The organism is Klebsiella sp. GB_Kp056, from assembly GCF_040064755.1.
Lineage (GTDB): Bacteria > Pseudomonadota > Gammaproteobacteria > Enterobacterales > Enterobacteriaceae > Klebsiella > Klebsiella quasipneumoniae.
On sequence record NZ_JBEAJA010000072.1, the window covers coordinates 47,384 to 67,491 of the forward strand.

A 20,108-nucleotide genomic window follows, 5' to 3' on the forward strand; every position below is an offset into this window, starting at 1 on the left:
ACGCCTTACCCGGGCTACGAACCGGTAGCCCGGATAAGCCGTTTACGGCGCAATCCGGGGGCACGCACATATTTAGGGTGAGGGGGTCAACCCCTCACCGAATCAACAGGAAAGACAAGACTATGCAGAACATTATCGACGCCTGGTTCGTCCAGGGCATGATCAAAGCCACCTCCGACGCCTGGCTGAAGGGCTGGGACGAGCGCAACGGCGGCAACCTGACGCTGCGTCTGGATGAGGCGGATATCGAACCTTACGCGGCGGATTTCCACGCTAAACCGCGCTATATCGCCCTCAGCCAGCCGATGCCAACCCTGGCTAACCAGCCGTTTATCGTCACCGGCTCCGGCAAATTCTTCCGTAATGTCCAGCTGGACCCGGCCGCTAACCTTGGCGTGGTGAAAGTCGACAGCGACGGCGCGGGATACCATATCCTGTGGGGTCTGACGGAGGATGCGGTGCCGACCTCCGAGCTGCCGGCACACTTCCTGTCGCACAGCGAGCGCATCAAACTGACCGACGGCAAGGACCGGGTGATCATGCACTGTCATGCCACCAACCTGATCGCCCTGACCTACGTCCTGGAGAACCACAGCGATCTGTTCACTCGCAAGCTGTGGGAAGGCAGCACCGAATGTCTGGTGGTCTTCCCGGACGGCGTCGGCATTCTGCCGTGGATGGTGCCAGGCACCGATGAAATCGGCCAGGCGACTGCGGAAACCATGCAAAAACACTCGCTGGTGCTGTGGCCGTTCCACGGCGTCTTCGGCAGCGGCCCAACCCTGGATGAGACCTTCGGCCTGATCGACACCGCCGAGAAGTCCGCCGAAGTGCTGGTGAAAGTCTTGTCCATGGGCGGTATGAAGCAGACCATCACTCGCGAAGAGCTTATCGCCCTTGGCAAACGCTTCAACGTGCAGCCGCTGCAGTCCGCGTTAGATCTTTATCCATAACAACATCGCGCCCCGCTCACCGAGACGGGGCGAAGCCTCACCTGCAAACCCTACAAAACTGACTCATGTGGAGTAAAAGCAATGAAAACAAAGACAAGCTTGATCCTCACCGTTGCCGCCCTGGCGTTGTCCGGTTCCGCCTTAGCAGAAGTCAAAATCGCCCTCGTGGCGAAATCGCTGGGAAATGGCTTCTTCGAAGCCGCCAACGTTGGCGCCCAACAGGCCGCCAAAGAGTTAGGTGATGTCAAAGTGATCTACACCGGCCCGACCACCACTACCGCCGAAGCGCAGATCGACGTGCTGAACGGGTTGATCGCCCAGGGGGTGGATGCGATCGCCATTTCCGCTAACGATCCGGACGCGGTGGTGCCGGTGCTGAAAAAAGCGATGCAGCGCGGCATCAAGGTGGTCTCGTGGGACTCCGGCGTGGCGCCGGCAGGCCGCCAAATCCATCTTAATCCCTCCAATAACGCCTTAATTGGCGAGACCAACGTCAAGCTCGCCGCCGATGCGCTGAAGGCGCTGAACGTGGAGAAGGGGGATGTGGCAGTGTTAAGCGCCACTCCGACCTCCACTAACCAGAATATCTGGATTGAGGAGATGAAAAAGGTGCTGCCGCAGTATCCGTCCGTGCACCTTGTCACGGTCGCCTACGGTGACGATCTGTCGGATAAAAGCTACCGCGAAGCGGTGGGCCTGCTGAAATCATATCCGGACCTGAAAGTCATTGTTTCGCCGTCATCGGTGGGGATTGTTGCCGCCGCGCAGGCGGTGAAGGACCAGGGCAAAATCGGCAAAGTGTATGTCACCGGGCTGGGGCTGCCGTCGGAAATGGCCGGCGCGATCAAGTCTGGCGCCAGCAAAAGTTTCGCCATCTGGAACCCGATTGACCTGGGCTACGCCGCCACCTATCTGGCCGACGATTTAGTCAAAGGCACCGCGACCAAAACCGAAGCCAGTATGGGCAAGCTGGGCAAAGTGAAGCTGGATGCCGAGGGGAACGGCGCGATGGCCGAGCCGTTTGTCTACGATGCAAGCAACATCGATAAGTTCTCGAAGATTTTCTAACCCTTGTTCCCTCACCCCGGCCCTCTGCGCGATGCGGCCAGCGGGCGCCGGACCGTTCCCTCTCCCCTTTGGGGAGAGAGTTAGGGTGAGGGGCGATTTTACGGAGAACTATCATGTCAGCATCAACGCCACTGCTGTCGCTGAAGGGGATCACCAAGATTTTTCCCGGTGTGCGTGCCCTTGAGAACGTACAGCTTGATCTCTGGCCCGGCAAAGTGACCGCCCTCATCGGCGAAAACGGCGCGGGGAAATCCACGCTGGTCAAAGTCATGACCGGTATTTATCAGCCCGAAGAGGGGGAGATCCTCTATAAAGCGATCCCCATTCATCTGCCGACGCCGGAATCGGCGCACAAGGCGGGGATCACCGCCATTCACCAGGAAACCGTGCTGTTTGACGAACTCTCGGTCAGCGAAAACATTTTCGTCGGCCAGTATCTGTATAAGGGGCTGTTCAAAACGCTCGACTGGCCCGCGATGCATCGCCGGGCTGGCGAGATCCTCGCCCGGCTTGAAGTTCTGATCGACCCGCGCGCCACGCTGAAAACGCTCAGCATCGCCCAACGGCACATGGTGGCGATTGCCCGGGCGCTGGCTTTCGACGCCCAGGTGGTGATCCTGGATGAGCCGACCGCCGCGCTCTCGCAACATGAAATTCTGGAGTTTTATCAGATCGTTGAGCGTCTGAAGCAGGACGGCAAAGCGATCCTGTTTATCTCGCATAAGTTTGATGAGATTTTCGAGCTGGCGGACTACTACACCATTCTGCGCGACGGCGTGTACGTCAGCTCCGGAGCGATAAACGACATCACCGAAGAGCGGATGGTGGCGATGATGGTGGGCCGCGCGATTACCCAAACCTACCCGAAAGTTGACTGTACCCCAGGGGAAACGGTGCTGGAGGTGCAAGACCTCTGTCACCCCACCGAGTTTGCCCATATCAGCTTCAGCCTGCGCAAGGGAGAAATTCTCGGCTTTTACGGCCTGGTGGGCGCCGGACGCACCGAGCTGATGCAGGCGCTCTCCGGCGTAACGCATCCCTCCTCCGGCGAGATCCGGCTGAACGGCAGCCCCATGCGCTTTCGCCAGCCCGCCGACGCCATCCGCGCGGGCATCGTCTGCGTACCGGAAGAGCGGCAGAAACAGGGGGCGATCATCGCCCTGCCCATCGCCCAAAACATCAGTCTGCCGCAGCTCAGTAAGCTCAACCCTAACGGCGTCCTGAACGACGCCCGGGAATGGCGGCTGGCGGACGAGTACGCCTCGCGCCTGCAGGTTAAAGCCTTCAGCTGGCGGCAGCCGGTGGAGACCCTCTCCGGCGGCAACCAGCAGAAAGTGGTGATCGGCAAATGGCTGGCGACCCATCCCGAGGTGATTATCCTCGACGAGCCGACCAAAGGCATCGATATCGGCTCTAAAGCCGCCGTGCATCAGTTTATGTCCGAGCTGGTCAGCCAGGGGCTGGCGGTGATTATGGTCTCGTCAGAGTTGCCGGAAGTGATGGGCATGGCCGACCGGATTATCGTGATGCACGAAGGGCTGATGGTCGCCGAGTACCGGGCCGGGGAAGCGACGGCGGAAACCATCGTTAGCGCCGCCAGCGGCATTGGCCAGGAGGCAGCATGATGGGACACGCATGGCTGAAGTATCGCGAAGCGCTGCTGGCGGTGGTCATCATTTTGATGATCGGCGCCATTGGCAGCCGGGCGCCATCGTTCGTTTCACCGGGCAATCTGGTGGAGATGTTTAACGATACCGCCATCCTTATCATCCTCGCCCTCGGGCAGATGATGGTGCTGCTCACCAAAGGCATCGATCTGTCGATGGCCGCCAACCTGGCGCTGACCGGGATGATCGTCGCCCTGCTTAACGCCCACTATCCGGGTATTCCGGTGGTGGCGCTGCTGGCGCTGGCAACCCTGCTGGGCCTGCTGATGGGGATGATTAACGGCCTGCTGGTCTGGCGCCTCGGCATTCCCGCCATCGTGGTGACCCTGGGCACCATGAGCATTTATCGCGGCATTATCTTTCTGCTGACCGACGGCGGCTGGGTTAACTCACATCAGATGAGCGCTGATTTCCTCAGTCTGCCGCGCAGCGCCCTCCTGGGATTGCCGCTGCTGAGCTGGTGCGCCATCGCCGCGCTGCTGCTGGTGGGTTATTTCCTGCGCTACAGCCGCACCGGCCGGGCCTTATACACCGCAGGCGGCAACGCGACGGCGGCGTACTACACCGGTATTAACGCCGGGAAAATGCAGTTCGTCAGCTTCTGCCTCTCCGGCGCGCTGGCCGGCTTCTGCGGCTATCTGTGGATCTCGCGCTTCGCCGTCGCCTATGTCGACGTGGCGAACGGCTTTGAACTGCAGGTGGTCGCCGCCTGCGTGATCGGCGGTATCAGCACCATGGGCGGAAGCGGACGGGTGCTGGGCTGCCTGTGCGGCGCGCTGTTCCTCGGCGTCATCAATAATGCCCTGCCGGTGATCGGCATCTCGCCGTTCTGGCAAATGGCGATTTCCGGGGCGGTGATCGTCATGGCGGTGCTGCTTAACGAGCGCGGCAATCGCGGTCATGGGCGGTTAATCCTGCGTAACGCGGCGCTAGCCCGGCAGAAACAGGGGGTGAAATCATGAGCAAGATGATGGTATCTGAAGAGATGAAAAACGCCCCGGCCGCGCCGTCGCCGCTGCGCCGCCTGCTGTGCTGGGAAGGGTTTTTACTGGCGGTCACCCTGGCGGTATTTATCGGCAACGCCCTGGCTTCCCCTTATTTCCTTAATATCTGGAACCTGTCGGACGCCACCTTCACCTTTACCGAGAAAGCGATCGTCGTCCTGCCGATGGCGATGCTGATTATCGCCCGGGAAATCGATCTGTCGGTAGCCTCGACGATGGCGCTCAGCTCAACGGTGATGGGCTTCTGCGCGGCGGCGGGGATGGATACGCCGCTGCTGGTATTGGTCGGGCTGGGGGTGGGTCTGCTGTGCGGCCTGTTCAACGGTATCCTGGTGACGCGTTTTAACCTGTCGTCGATCGTGATCACCATCGGCACCATGAGCCTGTATCGCGGCATCACCTATATCCTGCTGGGCGATCAGGCGCTCAACCACTACCCGGAGAGCTTTGCCTGGTTCGGCCAGGGGTACGTGTGGGGCGCGCTCTCTTTTGAGTTTGCGCTGTTTATCCTCCTCGCGGCCGCCTTCACCTTCCTGCTGCATAAAACCAACTTTGGTCGCCGGACCTACGCCATCGGCAATAATCCGACCGGCGCCTGGTACTCCGGGATCAACGTGAAGCGCCATAACCTGGCGCTGTTCGCGCTGGTCGGGCTGATGGCCGGACTGGCGGCGGTCCTGCTGACCTCACGGCTCGGCAGTACCCGCCCTACCCTGGCGATGGGCTGGGAGCTGGCGGTTGTCACCATGGCGGTGCTCGGCGGCGTCAATATTCTCGGCGGCTCCGGCAGCATGCCCGGGGTGATCATCGCCGCCTTTCTGATGGGGCTGGTTACCTTCGGCCTGAGCCTGCTCAACGTCCCCGGCATCGTGATGTCGGTGATTATCGGCGCGATGCTGATCGTGGTTATCTCCCTGCCGATTATGACCCGGCGGATGCTGCAGCGAAGACGATGTTAATTTCCCCTTCACCCTAAATCCCGGAGGCGGTGCTACGCACCTGTCCTGGCTACCGGCCTGCAGACGCCAGTGAACCTGTAGCCCGGGTAAGGCGCCAGCCGCGACCCGGGAGTGGGTGAAGGGAAACGGATTTCCCAAAATCAACATTAAGGAGAATTATCATGAGTTTTATGTTGGCACTACCTAAAATCAGCCTCCACGGCGCAGGCGCTATCGGCGATATGGTCAAGCTGGTAGCGGGTAAACAGTGGGGCAAGGCGCTGATCGTCACCGACGGGCAGCTGGTGAAGCTGGGCCTGCTGGACAGTCTGTTTTCCGCGCTGGATGAACAGCAGATGGCATATCAGCTGTTTGACGACGTGTTCCCCAACCCTACCGAAGCGTTGGTGCAGCAAGGCTATGCGGCGTACCAGGCGGCCCGCTGCGATTACCTGATCGCCTTCGGCGGCGGCAGCCCGATTGATACCGCCAAGGCGATAAAAATCCTCACCGCCAACCCTGGCCCCTCCACAGCCTATTCCGGCGTCGGCAAAGTGAAAAACGCTGGCGTGCCGCTGGTGGCCATCAACACCACTGCCGGCACGGCGGCGGAGATGACCAGCAACGCAGTGATTATCGATAGCGAGCGTCAGGTAAAAGAGGTGATTATCGACCCGAACCTGATCCCGGATATCGCCGTCGACGACGCCAGCGTGATGCTCGACATCCCGCCAACCGTTACCGCCGCCACCGGCATGGACGCCCTGACCCACGCCATCGAGGCCTTTGTCTCCGTTGGCGCCCATCCCCTGACCGACGCCAACGCCCTCGAGGCCATCCGCCTGATCAACCTGTGGCTGCCGAAAGCGGTAGACGATGGACACGATCTGCAGGCCCGCGAGCAGATGGCGTTTGGCCAGTACCTGGCGGGCATGGCGTTCAACAGCGCCGGCCTCGGGCTGGTACACGCCCTGGCCCATCAGCCTGGCGCCACCCACAACCTGCCGCACGGGGTGTGCAACGCCATCCTGCTGCCGATCATCGAAAACTTTAACCGCCCGAACGCCGTGGCGCGCTTCGCCCGCGTGGCGCAGGCGATGGGTGTCGATACCCGCGGCATGAGCGATGAAGCCGCCAGCATGGAGGCCATCAACGCCATTCGCGCGCTGAGCAAACGCGTGGGGATCCCCCAGGGCTTCAGCCAGCTTGGCGTCAGCAAAGCCGATATTGAAGGCTGGCTGGACAAAGCGCTGGCCGACCCGTGCGCGCCATGTAACCCGCGCCCCGCCAGCCGCGATGAGGTCCGCGAGCTCTATCTGGAGGCATTATGATCCGTAAAGCCTTTGTCATGCAGGTGAACCCGGACGCGCACGAGGAGTACCAGCGTCGTCATAACCCCATCTGGCCGGAGCTGGAGGCTACGCTGAAAGCGCACGGCGCGCACCACTACGCCATCTATCTCGATAAAGAACGCCACCTGCTGTTCGCCACGGTGGAGATTGAGTCTGAAGCCCGCTGGGAGGCGGTCGCCAGCACGGAAGTGTGCCAGCGCTGGTGGAAATACATGCGCGAGGTGATGCCCAGCAACCCGGACAACAGCCCGCTGAGCGCGGAGCTCAAAGAAGTGTTTTATCTGGCGTGAACCCACGGTTGCCCCGCTGTGCTGAGCGGGGCAGCTGTTTCAAGCTCTTAGAAGAAGTACTTAAAACGCACTCGCGCGCCGTAGCGATCGTCGTCATCGCTCTGGCTCAGCTTATTGTCGCTATCCAGAATGGAGTAATAGGCGCCGAGATAGATATTAAAGTTCTGCATATTCATCACGTTCGGAATTTGATACGACGCGTGGAAGGTATGAATATTGTAGGTGCCTTCATCCTTAATCCAGCAATCGTTATCGCAAATCACCCCGGCATAATCGCTGATTTTGTTATGCGCGTAGATATATCCCAGCTCGAAGCGCCGCCACAGCGCGTTCACCCCGGCGGTCAAATCCTGTTCGTTGCTGGCGTCCATATAAGCGGTGTTCAGATTCACCACCACCCCGTCCTCCGGGTCGCGCTTCAGGCCGTTCCAGGTCATGGTCAGGCCATAGCCGGTGCGCCCCGACTGATCGATAAAGTTGCCCTGGGCATCTTTATAGCCGTAGGCGTTCTGCACCACGTTCGCTTCCATGGCCGCGGCAACGGAAAATTCGTCTTTCGCCCATGACACCACCGGACGCAAATAGGCGACGTTCTTTTTCTGCTCCATATCTCGACCATGGTAGCCATCGTTGTCGTACAGCGACGTACCGTCTTCCAGCAGGGTGTTGAGCTCAAAATACCAGTTATCAAGCTGCTTGCTCAGCAGAAAGTTGCCGCCTGCGTCAGAGCGGCCGCGCCCCTCTTTCATCATATAGATATAGCCATGGCCGTCGCTGTAGAGGTCGTTGGCGGTATTACCGGAGTGCTCGACGAAGGTGTCCTGGTTCAGCGGGAACATATCGTACGCTTCAAAGCGCCCCACTTTCACCTTCCAGTCGTTCTCCTGACCAAAGAAGAAAACCGCGTCGTCGAGGTTCATCGAGCCGGTCATATCCGCCAGCGGCTGGACAGAGAAACCGGCAAAATAGCCGTTATCCGTTTTGCGGATACCGTCGAAGCCGAGCAGGATACGGCCGTTTAAATCCCACTTATCGTAGGTGGGATCGCTGCCGACATCGGCGTTGGTCATCGCCAGCAGACCGTGTTTGCTTTCCGCGTCCATGTTGAACTCCACGTCGCCGTAGATTTTCAGATCGCCATAGCCGGATAATTTCAGCTCCGGGACGCTAAGATTCTTTTTACTCTCCGCGGTTGCTGCCGCGCTGTTTACCGGCACACGAGTTTGCGCCGCCTGAATCGCGGCATTCTGCTTCGCCTGCAAATCCCGCACCTGGCCTTCCGCTACCGTCGCCCGGCTTTCCGCGGCGGCTAGCCGCGCTTCAAGCTGTTCCATTCGTTGTTCCAGCGTCAGTTGATTATTTTTTCCGACCGCCGATCCCGTCATTAAACACAAGCCTAGCGCTATTGATAATGTTGTTTTATTCATTTTTATTTTCCCAGAGGTAAAAGGTGGGATAAGGTGAATAAAAATATTCACCTTTTATATTTTGATTTTTATTTAGCAGAAGAATGAATGAAATAACGTGTAATCTGCCTCCTTAAATAACGTCATTCGCTATACGGATTAACAAACAGAGTGAATATTAATTTCCAGCAACCGGTGTCGCCCTGAAGGCATTACGCGCTCTGTCTATGACCACCTGTGCGTCACTGCCGCTATCAAGTATCGTGTTTTGCGCGGATTCTTTTTCTACCTGTACGGCGACCGCATCGAGTTCTTTTAACCTCGCCGTCGTCAGCAAAGCGCTGACCTGCGCCGCAAAGCAGGCATCCTCTTCAGAGGGCTGCGCCTGCGCCGCTGACGTCTCCGTGGTCGCCACGATATGGTTATTCACAATATAATTCCCTTTGCCGGAAACAAGGCGGATGATGACCGGTTTTATTCCCAGCGGCTTGAGATACTGGACATCAATCGTTTCGGAAATATGATTGGCAATAACCGAATTATTACTGCCGTTTATATGCAGCAAGCCATAGGCGTCATCCAGGCCGTTGTCATAGGCCTGCATCGGCGGCCAGGGTTCACGATCGCGCAAGAAATGGTTTGCCGAGATCAGATTCTCCGCGCAGTTGTTCTCGAGAACGAGCATTCCCGGATAAAATGAATGGAATCGATTGCTGGTGATGCTAGAGCGGACCACGCCCGATAAGTGCACGCTGCTCGCACCACGGGGAAAAATATTGTTGGTAGAAATCAATAACCCCCCGAAGTTTTGCGCGTAAATAGAATAGCCTTTATAGCCCGCGCCAATCAGGTTATCGGTTATTTTTGAAGCCTGCCCGGCGCCACGCAGCTCGATACAGTTACCGCATTCGGCGATAAAGTTATTATGGATCGCCATTGCATCGCTATTGTACGTGGTGAGGCCATGCTCCAGATAGATAAATCCCATCCCGGTAATGCGGAAAGCGTCCTGCGCGCTGGCGATATAAATGCCGGTTTTGCCGTTCGTATAGGTATTTTCCGGGTCGTTGTTTCCCAGCCCATCATCAACAAAGTGCAAACCATCAATACAGAAGTTTTCGAACGCCACCGAACTGATACGCGGCGCCCCGCTGCGTTTCACGTAAAATGCAGCGCCAGCATGTTCTTCATCGCCGGGCTGCGGGCAGAGATCGACCAGGATACGGCTCCCGCCCGGCCATATATCGTGCAAATTCGCCCACTCGTCCGCCGGCGTATTAAAGCGAATGCTCGAGGAGACAAAACCATGCCCGGAGCCCATAATTTTTAAATAACTGATATCAATTAAGACCTGCGTCTTCAGATGATAATCACCGGGCGGAATATAAATCGCGGCGCCCGGTTTACCCCCGTCGTTAATATCGGTTTCAGTTTGTCGCGATTTAATATCGGCGAGAATACTGTTAATGACTTCGCCAATATCCTCATACGGGTTGCCGACGTGCCACTGCGTAACATCATAATAATTTTTACGTACCATGAAAAACCGCCTCTAATGATAATAAGAAATCGAACATCAACGCTTAAATTTGACTTTGCTTATTCCTGCGAATACGTCGAGCGATATTGCGTAAGCTGTGCCGGCGCGCCGGAGAGCTGGATCCGGGTGAGCTGACTGCATGAGTAATAGCGTCGCGTACCGCATACGCTGCCCTGATTTGCGAAGACCTCAACAATCCCGGCATCAAAACACAGCGTGACGTCGCTGACGCCGGCCACCGGCGCGCGGTAACGCCCATCGTCCCGGCCTTTTTCATATAGCGTCAGATTTTTACCGTCCTGTTCGAGGATGATTTGCTGGCCGCTATCGCCCGTTAACGTCAAACGGAAACCATCGGCAGGCATAAAGGTTACAATGCCGGCTTTACAGCCTTTCTCATTAACCCAGATATCACCGTCATCCAGCGCATGGCGGCTGACGACCAATGATTCCGGCGGCAGCTCCGGCATCATGCATAGCCGCTGCTGCGCATTGAGATGAAAGCGACGCGGGAGCGACATTTCCCCCGAGTAAGCGGAGTCCACCGGTTTCTGCGTCGCCCAGTTATATAACCAGGCAAAGCCGATTCTTCGGTCGTCCTCACCCCAGGTTTGCAGGGCGTAGAAATCCGTACCGAAATCTAAAGTCTGCAGCGGCTGCTCGGACGGCGTGAAATAGCCGTTCCGGAAAGTACCGGTCTGGGCAAAAAGCAAATTATGTCGCCCGGTTGTCGGCTCCGTGTAGCCAACGACGCCGATAATTAATACCCATACGCCATCCAGGCAGAAGAAATCCGGGCATTCGACGCAGCGACCGCCGTTTTCGCGAAAATAGCCGGGAGCGACATACAGCACATGATGGAACGTCCAGCGTTCACTATCCGCCGAGTGAAATAGCAGCATCGCCGGATCGCCATTTACCGACGCGCCGAGGATCATATAAAAGGTGGCATCGGCCTCTTCGTACCAGACTTTTGGATCGCGGAAATCGCAGTCCACGCCCGCAGGCAGGTCGGTTAAGACGGTTTTTACCCATTCCGGCTTATCGTAGTCGTCGTGCGCAACGGCCATTTTCTGCACTTCCCGGTATCCGCGATACAGATCGTAAGCCGGGAGTCGTTCGGTATACCAGAAGCGGGTTTTTCCTTGTTTATCAATATACGCGCTGCCGGAAAACGCACCGCCCGTCGCGCCTAACGCGGAAAGATTCTGCTCTGGCTGCAGGAAAACCGGATAATGCCGCCAGTGATACAGATCGCGGCTCACCGCATGATTCCAGTGCATTGGGCCCCATTGGCTGGAGTGCGGATGATACTGATAAAACAGATGCCACTCGCCGTTCTTGTAGTGCAGCCCGTTAGGGTCGTTCATCCAGCCGGTACGCGGCGAGAAATGCAATGCCGGACGCAGCGGCTCCTGCAGATACTCGTCAGCAATATCCTGACCGCTCATCAGGCGCAAATCCTGCCCGGCTGTCGCGATAAAGGTGACGCCGCTCGCGCGCAGTGAATCCGGATGCCAGGTGTAACAAAGCGATATCTCGCTATATTCCGACTGCCACTCCAGGGTGGCAACGCCGTCCTGAAACGAGGTCCAGGTAAAATACTGGAAATAGCCCGACGCCTCCTGAATCTTAAATATAACCTGACCGTTCACGCGAATAGAAAACAGGGGTTGCGCCGCCGGTTTGGACGCTTTCAGCCACAAATCAATGCGCTGACCTTGTTTTATATTAAATGACAGGGACATCCTGAACCTCCTGTGGTTGACCGCGACCTTTTTCCAGCTCACGTTTTGCAAGATCCGTTTTGATTTTCTCAAGAAACGCGTTATTCAGCTTGAAGTAGCGCACCAGATACGCGCTGATGAAATAACTCACCATCGGCAACAGTGAGAACATCATAATAATCCCTTGAATAGTCTGAGAATTCTGCTGCGGCTCATTCGCGACATAGCCGGTAAACGCCAGAATCCAGGCGACGATTGCGCCAGCGACCGCCAGCCCCATTTTGAGCATAAACAGGTTTCCCGCAAAGGAGATGCCGGTCAGGCGTTTACCAAATTTCCAGTCACCGTAGTCATCGACGTCGGACATCATCGCCCACAGGATGGGGCCAGACTGAATTAAATGCAGAATGTTAATGACGATAAATAGCGCCATCAGCGGGGTCAGTGATTGCGGATCGATAAACCACAGCGCAAATGACAGAATACCGAGAATAATGTTAATAATGCGGAATAGCGCCAGCTTATCAAAGCGATCGGTAAGCGGTTTGGCAAGCACGCTGCCCAGCATATTACAGGCCACGCCCAGCGCCATAAAGAAGGTAATAAATCCGACAGACGCCTTCATGACATAAGTCGCATAATAAATAGTGACGCCACCGCGGATAAATGCCGGAAAAACGTTCAGGAAAGTAATAGAGATCATTAAGAGCCACTGATCGTTTTTGATAATGTCCCGCAGGTCTTTTTTCAACGACTCGTTTTGCTTAACCGATACCACCCGCTCTTTAATGCTGGAAAAGCAGAACAGGAACATCAGCGTTGCCGCACCACCCATAATGACCATGGTCAGCTGGAAACCGGAGGCGCGGTCGCCATTACCCAGCCAGTCCGTTAACGGCAGAATAGAGGAGGAGATAATTAATGTTGCCAGGCCATTCAGGAAAAAGCGCCATGACAAACAGCCCATACGCTCTTTCTGATTGAGGGTAATGACGCCGCCGACGGAGCAATAGGGAATATTAATCGCGGTATAAATCAGCGACATAACCAGATAGGTAACCCAGGCATAAATAATCTTGCCGTTCATGCTGAGCTCTGGGGTCGTGAACATCAGTACCGCCCCCAGACCAAACGGAAATGCCATCCATAATAGCCATGGACGGAATTTTCCCCAGCGCGACACGGTGCGGTCGCAGATTGCCCCCATCAGCGGATCGCTAAACGCGTCGAAGATGCGAATCACCAGGAATAATGTGCCCACCACTCCGGCATTGAGGCCATAGACATCGGTATAGAACCACGTCAGATAGAGCGCCAGTACGCTCCATATCATTCCTGAACCGGCGTCACCCATGCCGTAGCCGATCTTCTCCCTCAGCCCCAGCTTTTCATAAGCGCTTGGCTTTTCCATTGCGGTAGCAGACATAAATACACCTATTTTTTGTTAAAAGGAGCCCATGGCGCCAAATTTCGCGCCATTTCTAAACATAAATCCCTTACAGGGAAGTAATATTAATTTTTACGCTGCTCTCACGAATAATTAACCGAGAGACAATTTCGTGCATTTCAATACTGTCCGGCTGCTGTTGATGTTTCACCATCTGAAACGCGAGGTGAGCAATTTCATTTACCGGCTGTGCAACGCTGGTGATTTTTTTTGTTTGCGCCAATAGGGTATTATCAAAGCTGGCAATCGCAATATCTTCAGGAGCGGAGATGCCTTTTTCTTTTAGTCCATCGATAATATAGTTTGCCGCAATATCATTATACACTAAGAGGCATGTACAGGTTCGCGTCGGCTCGCTGAGTTTCTCGATAACATCATCAAGAATACTAATATGGCCTGATATCTTTTCACCCTCGCCTTTGGCTATCCAGAATGAATTATCTTTAGCAAGCTTTAAACCGTGACTCGCTATTTTTTTGCTGTACGACGAAACCTTACGGCTATCCACCCCGTCCTGGGCCACAAAGCCAAATGAAAGATGGCCTGTATGAATAAAATGTTCCGCAATACTTTCTGCGCCCCGGTCCTGATTAATCGATACGGAATTAAAGAACCGGGATACCTGGGTGACGACGGCGACCGGGATCCGGGTAATGCTTAACCATTCTGAAAGTTCGGCTTCTGCTTCTGTCGGCACCCATAGCAAACTGTCAATGCCCATCCCCACTAAGGTCTGAATAATATGTTTATCCTGCTGCGGCTGATTCTGATGCGTTTTAACGATCACCGATTTGCCGATATACCGGGCCTCTTCTTCCACCGTCGCCAGCAGTTCACAGAAGTGAGGATTCACCAGATTAGGCAAAACCACACCAATCAGCCCTGAACATTTCCCGCTAAGCTGAAACGAACTTTTGCTGGGAACATAGCAAAGATAATCCATCGCCTCCCGCACCGCCTTACGCGTTTCCGCGACTACGCTGGGGTGATTATTCAGGACTCGTGATACGGTCGCCGTCGAGACCCCAGCTCTTTTCGCTACGTCTTTAATCGATGCCATGGTGATTGATCATACCCTCTAACAATGGTGTTCACTATAAATTGTGAACTCTGCCAGGAATGTAATCCAGTTCACATGTTGCTGCGTTACATAGATCCATACTCTGGCCTCGCATTTTTATTTTACTGGTCATCTTTATTAAGATACGTTAATTGAGAAAAATAAAATAATAAAAAGATATCAAGCTTTCCAGACAGGAAATACAGAGGTGTGATGATATCATTACAGCTCATCACGAGTATGAGGGAGTTAACTTTTATTGACCGAAAGGATTATCTCTTTTTTACAAAAAGAAGAATAAGTTATAGTCCTTATATAGGGTAAAGCCGGGTACAATTCTGGCGGTTATTGTTCATTCCTTATATTTTAATGCCTACGGCTGCTTATGCGCCCTTTCATTTTCACCATAAAAATATTCTTATCTTTCAGTCACATCCATGTGATCTTACCTTCCAATGATTAAACCGTCATCGCATTATCGCGCAGCGGCTCAGTTTTCGTCTTACCCGCTAACGTAAACGCCGATATTAAAGTGACGGTGAGGGCAATACCGCCGAGGATCATATAGGTCTCCTGGAAACCGATCCGATCATACATATTGCCGGCGAAGGCGGAGAGGAAGATCGCCGCCACCTGCTTGGCGAACTGGAAGCCCACCAGGTAAATGGTCGCCGACAGCCGGACGTCAAACACGCCGGTAATATATTTAAAGGCGCCCACCAGCAGGAACGGCACCTCCAGCGCATGGAGCATTTTCAGCGCCACCACTTCCGCGGCGGTGGTGGCGAAGGAAGAGCCAATCATTCTTGCCGCCATCACCATCCCGGCAATCAGCAAGGTATTCTTCGCCCCGATGCGGTTAATAATCCACGGCGAGCTGAACATAATGATGGCGTTACAAATTTCTCCCGCGGTGGTGGCGAAACCAAAGGCACGGGTGCCTGCTTCCGGGGTCGCGAAGAACGATTTGAAGAAGGTGGCGAATTGCTGATCGAAAACGTCATACACGCAGGCTACGCCGATGACGTACAGAATAAACATCCACATCTTCCGCTGGCGGAACATGCGCACCGCCGTTTTTAAATCGATCGCCGGGCGATTGGCGCCGAGCGAGTCCATTACCTGCGCGGACTGACTGGCCTGCGGTTTGGCGATAGCCACCAGCACCACCAGCAGCAGCGCGGCGGCCGAGCCCATCCAGAACACCCACTCCGGGTTAACGCTGAACAGCATCCCCGCCGTGGTGGCGCACAGCGCCCAGCCCAGGCAACCAAAGGTGCGCGCCTTGCCGTATTCAAACCCGCTGTTGCGGCTTACCCGTTCGATATAGGCCTCCATCGCGCCGGCGCCGGCGGAGAACACAAAGCCAATGTAAGCGCCGCCGCTCAACGCCCCGAGCCAGATATTGGTTTTCAGCAGCGGAGCGAAAACATAAAGGAAGAAGGGAGCAATCAGCACCAGCAAAACGGTCACGATCCACATCAGGTGTTTTTTCAGCCCCAGCTTGTCAGAGATCACCCCGAGGATCGGCTGGAAACAGATGGCGAACAGCGACAGGCTGGAGAAAACGAGGCCGGTTTCGGTTTTATTCAGGCCGATGACGTCCGACAGCCAGATCGGCAGAAACGGAAAGCAGGTGGCCATGATGAAGAAGTAGAGAAAGAAGAACAGCCCGAAAATCCAGAAGTTGGGGTTGTTTTTGTGGGTACAGACGGTCGGGTTCATTATATTTTCCTCAAGAAGGGCCGCGGCGCGGCCCGGTACCATCACACGCGTTGCAGGCCAATCAGAATGGCGCTTTCCGGGTCGAGGATGGGCAGCGCCAGCCCCGCCTGCTGTAGCCACTCACCGCTTACGGTCTGCGGCGTCGTCATCCATGCCGGCAGCTTCCGCATGGTGTGGCCGCCCTCGCCGGTGATCTGTATGTTCGGATGATCGAGGAGCGTCACCTGATAGCGGGCGCTCGCCTCCAGCCCCGCCAGGCGCAGCGGCGCCATCAGGGTGTAGTCCGGCATCGCCAGCTGGCTGACGAGGAAAATCGCCTGCGCTTTATCCGGGCTGACGACGCCATGGGCAAGGGTGGTGGCGTCCGGCATATCCATCCGCCACTGCACGCCGTGATGGATCACGTCGCGCCACTGCTTATGCAGGGCCGCGTATTTCCGGTACCCGGCGCGTTCTTCTTCATCGGCGCTCACCGGATCCAGCTCAAGCCCCATATGACCGAACAGCGCCGTCAGGCCGCGGAAGGCGATACTGTGCTGGCGGAAGGTGGCATGACAGTGGCGATTACCGATGTGCGCGCCCATCACCTCCGGCGGGAAGAAGTAGCTCATGCCGCGCTGGATGGTATTGCGTTCAAGGGCGTCATTGTTGTCAGAAGCCCAGAAGCGATGGCTGCGCTTGAGGACTTCATAATCGATACGACCGCCGCCGGAGGAGCAGGATTCAAATTCAATATGCGGGAAGCGGGCCACCAGCGTATCGAGCAGGCGATAGAACTGGCGGGTTTGCGCATCGGCGGCAGCTTTACCGTTATGCCCCGGCTGCACCAGCTCGCGGTTCATATCCCACTTCACGTAGTCCACCGCGTGCTCGCCCAGCAGCCAGCTCATCCGCTCCAGCAGATAATCAAAGGCTTCCGGAATATTCAGGTTCAGGACAAACTGATGACGCCCGGGAAGCGGCGTATAGCCCGGCAGCGCCAGCACCCAATCAGGGTGTGCCCGAAACAGATCAGAATCCGGGTTAATCATCTCAGGCTCCACCCAGATGCCGAACTCCATCCCCAGCGATTTCACGTGGTCGATAACCGGCGTCAGGCCGTGGGGATATTTGTCCTCATCGAGATACCAGTCGCCGAGCGCCGCCCAGTCGTCGTTGCGTCCTTTAAACCAGCCGTCGTCAATGATAAAACGCTCCACGCCCAGCGCCGCTGCTTCATCCGCCATGCGCATGATGTAGTCCGGATCGTGGTCGAAATAGATCCCCTCCCAGGTGTTGAGATGCACCGGGCGCGGCTTGTTGCCCGGGAAGCGAATAATCCGTTCGCGCAGATAACGATGGAACTGCTGGCTCATACCGTTCAGCCCGTTCGCCGAATAGCTGGCATACAGGTACGGCGTCCATAAGGTTTCCCCTTCCGCCAGCGCCATTTCGCCAGGCAGATAGAGCGCCTCGGCCTGCAGATAGCGGCGGCCATCGGTTTTCACCTCCGCCCGCAGGCGATGGTTGCCGCTCCAGCCCAGATGCACACCCCAGACTTCACCCTGCATCTCGCTAAAGGCGTGGCTGCCGGTGATCAGGGCCGGGAAATGTTCGTGAGAGGTACGCCCGCGGCGGTTCTCCAGCACAAAGCTGTCGTGCTCCAGGGTCAGGCGATGAGGCTGAAACTCGCGGATCCAGCGGCCGTGGAAAGCCATTACCTCGCGAGCGCGTTCGGCGACCGGCAGCGTGACCGCCAGGCGATCCACCTGCCATGGGCTGGCGCACAGATTGGTCACGCCATGGCGCACGCTCAGCACGCCGCTGCTATCAAGCTGGATTTCACTGCACAACCGCAGGCCGGCCTGCGGGTCTTCGCTGACCAGGGTCAGCGTCTGGCCCTCGTGCCGCACTTCGCTGGTGGCGAAAATCGGCGAGGCATCCAGCCCCTGGCGATGGCCTTCAATGCCCGGAGCGCCAAACAGACCATGGCCCAGCTCCGCCATTAAGGTGACCGGGGAATCGACGTCGAGGCGGCCATTGGCGACCGGCCGCGTCAGGCTGTCGGCATCCTGCGGCGAAAAGTGGCTTAAATGCGGCCCCCAGTAGATAATTTCGGCGAAAGGGTGGGTTTTGATCACCACGTCAGCCGCTGCGCTTTGCAGGCGTATAATCGAATCAGACATTAGACATCTCCACTTCAAGGAATGCCTTACTGTTGATCCGAAACGTTTCGGACACCAACCAAAACGTTTCGGATCCGTGATCGAGTTCAGGAAATTAATCTGTGGAGAGCGGTATCAGGCGGTTTCGCCGGGGATGAATTCTGGCTGCCAGAGCACCTGGAGCGAGGCCAGATCCTCGCCGGCGATTAAGCGGCGGACCATCGTGGCTATCTGGCGTCCCACCCCCTGTCGGGTGGACTGAACCACTGCGCCTACCGGGGTGTCGATGATGCTGTCCTGCGGCAAACCGTCGTAGACCACCAGTGAGACGCGATCGGCGCCGGTAAGACGCCCGAGCTGAGCCAGGGCCATCGCCGCGCCGTCGCCATGGGTGTTGCAGTCGGTGACAATCGCCGTTGGCGGTTCAGGCAAGCGCAGCAGCTCCATCGTTGCCTGAAACCCGCCGCGGCGGGTGGGCGGCACGCTGCGCAGCCAGGTTTCCGCCAGGCCCGCTTCGCGCAGGGCTTCCAGGTAACCGTTGCGCCGTTGGGTAATAAACGCCTGATTATTATTTTCACTCAGCAGCGCGATGCGCCGATGCCCCTGGCTAATCAGATGGCGGGTGGCGCGGTAGGTGCCCGCCTGGTTATCGAAATCAAACCAGGCGTAGGGCTGCGGCAGGCGGCTACGGCCCAGCGCGAGGAAAGGAAAGCCGGAAGAGAGCAGCTGAATCAGGCGCGGGTCGTCGTCCAGGGTATGCGCGACGATCAGCGCATCGACGCGACGGCTCTGCACCATGCGCATATACCCGTGCTTATCGGCCTGTTCATCATCGGCGATCAGCAGTAAATCAATCTCATAGCGCGCCAGTTCGTGGCTGATTTCTCCCACCATTTCGAGAAAGACGTTGTTATTCAGCGGCGCGGGACGTACCGGGAACACGAGGCCAACGGCGTCGATTTTGCCCATTTTCAGGCGACGCGCGAACGTGTTTGGCCGATATCCGCGACGCTGCGCTTCAGCCTCGACGCGAGCACGGGTCTCCTGCGACACATCATCATAGCCGTTTAACGCGCGGCTGACGGTCGTAACCGAGATCCCAAGTTCTTTAGCAATGGCTTTCAGCGACATAGGTATGCCTGTCTTCGCGGAAGAATGCGGCTAGTGTCCCGCAATACGGCTATGGCGTCCAGCGAGAGCGCGACGCCCGCCGGTGCGATATCAGTTTTGCTCAGCGATCAGCAGCGCCTGCGTATCCGGCTCCAGGGCCTGAAACACATGCTCCTGATCCGCCGGGTAGCAGATATAGTCGCCCTCGCCGAGCTCTTCCGGCGCCGACGTCAATCCTACCCGCGCGCGTCCCTGAGTGACGATAATATGTTCCACTGACCCTGGCGGATGCGGATGCGAAATGCGGTCGGCGCCGGGCTGGGTGAGCAGCAAATAGATGTCCCGACGCGCGCCGGGCGGACAGGCGGCCAGCAAAATAGCCTGATAGTTCGCCTGCTCCGCCACCACTTTTGTCCCCTCGCCGCGGCGGATCACCTGCGTTTTGTTCACCTGCGGCTCAAGCAGCCGGGCAAATGGAATATCCAGCGCCACGCAGAGCGACCACAGCGTTTCCAGACTAGGATTACCGTTGCCGGACTCCAGTTGCGATAGCGTGGATTTGGCGATACCCGCCCGACGCGCGACTTCCGCCAGCGAAAGCCCGGTCCGCGCCCGCTCCCGCACCAGACTTTTGGCGATAACGCTGATTGGCTGTGTCATACCCGCCCCTTTGTTTT

Annotated in this window: 16 protein-coding genes; 7 read left to right on the forward strand and 9 right to left on the reverse strand. The window is 56.7% G+C overall.

All coding sequences use genetic code 11. The features are described 5' to 3' along the window. Positions 1–122 precede the first annotated feature (122 nt). From rhaD to rhaM, 7 genes are all read left to right on the forward strand, one after another. Positions 123–953: a rhamnulose-1-phosphate aldolase gene (rhaD, locus tag ABLV52_RS24860; protein ID WP_232712404.1), complete on the forward strand. Its 831-nt coding sequence runs from the start codon at positions 123–125 to the stop codon at positions 951–953. Positions 954–1,034: 81 nt separating this feature from the next. After that, a complete protein-coding gene (rhaS, locus tag ABLV52_RS24865; protein ID WP_023291520.1) occupies positions 1,035–2,021 on the forward strand; it encodes a rhamnose ABC transporter substrate-binding protein in 987 nt (328 codons plus the stop codon). 113 nt (positions 2,022–2,134) lie between these two features. Next, complete coding sequence (locus ABLV52_RS24870) at positions 2,135–3,646, forward strand: sugar ABC transporter ATP-binding protein (RefSeq protein WP_348891040.1); 1,512 nt, start codon at positions 2,135–2,137, stop codon at positions 3,644–3,646. Beyond that, the gene (locus ABLV52_RS24875) at positions 3,643–4,650 is read left to right on the forward strand and encodes an ABC transporter permease (protein ID WP_348891041.1); all 1,008 of its coding nucleotides are present in this window, start codon (positions 3,643–3,645) and stop codon (positions 4,648–4,650) included. The genes ABLV52_RS24870 and ABLV52_RS24875 overlap by 4 nt, the downstream gene beginning before the upstream one ends. Further along, a complete protein-coding gene (locus tag ABLV52_RS24880) occupies positions 4,647–5,651 on the forward strand; it encodes an ABC transporter permease (protein WP_032454468.1) in 1,005 nt (334 codons plus the stop codon). Before ABLV52_RS24875 ends, ABLV52_RS24880 begins: the two co-directional genes overlap by 4 nt. A 161-nt stretch (positions 5,652–5,812) precedes the next feature. After that, on the forward strand, positions 5,813–6,961 hold the full coding sequence (fucO, locus tag ABLV52_RS24885) for a lactaldehyde reductase (protein WP_348891042.1): 1,149 nt from the start codon (positions 5,813–5,815) through the stop codon (positions 6,959–6,961). Then, positions 6,958–7,272: an L-rhamnose mutarotase gene (gene rhaM / locus ABLV52_RS24890; protein ID WP_025710935.1), complete on the forward strand. Its 315-nt coding sequence runs from the start codon at positions 6,958–6,960 to the stop codon at positions 7,270–7,272. The genes fucO and rhaM overlap by 4 nt, the downstream gene beginning before the upstream one ends. A 47-nt stretch (positions 7,273–7,319) precedes the next feature. Here rhaM and ABLV52_RS24895 read toward each other — a convergent pair whose 3' ends face one another. From ABLV52_RS24895 to ABLV52_RS24935, 9 genes are all read right to left on the reverse strand, one after another. Further along, entirely contained in the window at positions 7,320–8,699 is a 1,380-nt protein-coding gene (locus ABLV52_RS24895; protein WP_032429039.1) for a carbohydrate porin, read from the reverse strand. A 157-nt stretch (positions 8,700–8,856) separates the two neighbouring features. Continuing rightward, a complete protein-coding gene (locus tag ABLV52_RS24900) occupies positions 8,857–10,218 on the reverse strand; it encodes a NosD domain-containing protein (RefSeq protein ID WP_023291513.1) in 1,362 nt (453 codons plus the stop codon). 59 nt (positions 10,219–10,277) lie between these two features. Further along, the gene (locus tag ABLV52_RS24905; RefSeq protein WP_048296389.1) at positions 10,278–11,966 is read right to left on the reverse strand and encodes a glycoside hydrolase family 32 protein; all 1,689 of its coding nucleotides are present in this window, start codon (positions 11,964–11,966) and stop codon (positions 10,278–10,280) included. Continuing rightward, positions 11,950–13,371, reverse strand: a complete 1,422-nt coding sequence (locus tag ABLV52_RS24910) for an MFS transporter (protein WP_023291511.1) — start codon at positions 13,369–13,371, stop codon at positions 11,950–11,952. Before ABLV52_RS24910 ends, ABLV52_RS24905 begins: the two co-directional genes overlap by 17 nt. Before the next feature lie 70 nt (positions 13,372–13,441). Then, positions 13,442–14,452 (reverse strand): LacI family DNA-binding transcriptional regulator, encoded by a 1,011-nt coding sequence (locus tag ABLV52_RS24915; protein ID WP_348891043.1) that lies wholly within the window; start codon positions 14,450–14,452, stop codon positions 13,442–13,444. A gap of 459 nt (positions 14,453–14,911) precedes the next feature. Then, positions 14,912–16,177: an MFS transporter gene (locus ABLV52_RS24920; RefSeq protein ID WP_023291509.1), complete on the reverse strand. Its 1,266-nt coding sequence runs from the start codon at positions 16,175–16,177 to the stop codon at positions 14,912–14,914. A 41-nt stretch (positions 16,178–16,218) separates the two neighbouring features. Continuing rightward, the gene (locus ABLV52_RS24925; protein WP_348891044.1) at positions 16,219–18,342 is read right to left on the reverse strand and encodes an alpha-galactosidase; all 2,124 of its coding nucleotides are present in this window, start codon (positions 18,340–18,342) and stop codon (positions 16,219–16,221) included. A 114-nt stretch (positions 18,343–18,456) separates the two neighbouring features. Beyond that, complete coding sequence (locus ABLV52_RS24930) at positions 18,457–19,452, reverse strand: substrate-binding domain-containing protein (protein ID WP_032454463.1); 996 nt, start codon at positions 19,450–19,452, stop codon at positions 18,457–18,459. Positions 19,453–19,542: 90 nt separating this feature from the next. After that, a complete protein-coding gene (locus ABLV52_RS24935; RefSeq protein WP_002882865.1) occupies positions 19,543–20,091 on the reverse strand; it encodes a helix-turn-helix domain-containing protein in 549 nt (182 codons plus the stop codon). Positions 20,092–20,108: the final 17 nt, after the last annotated feature.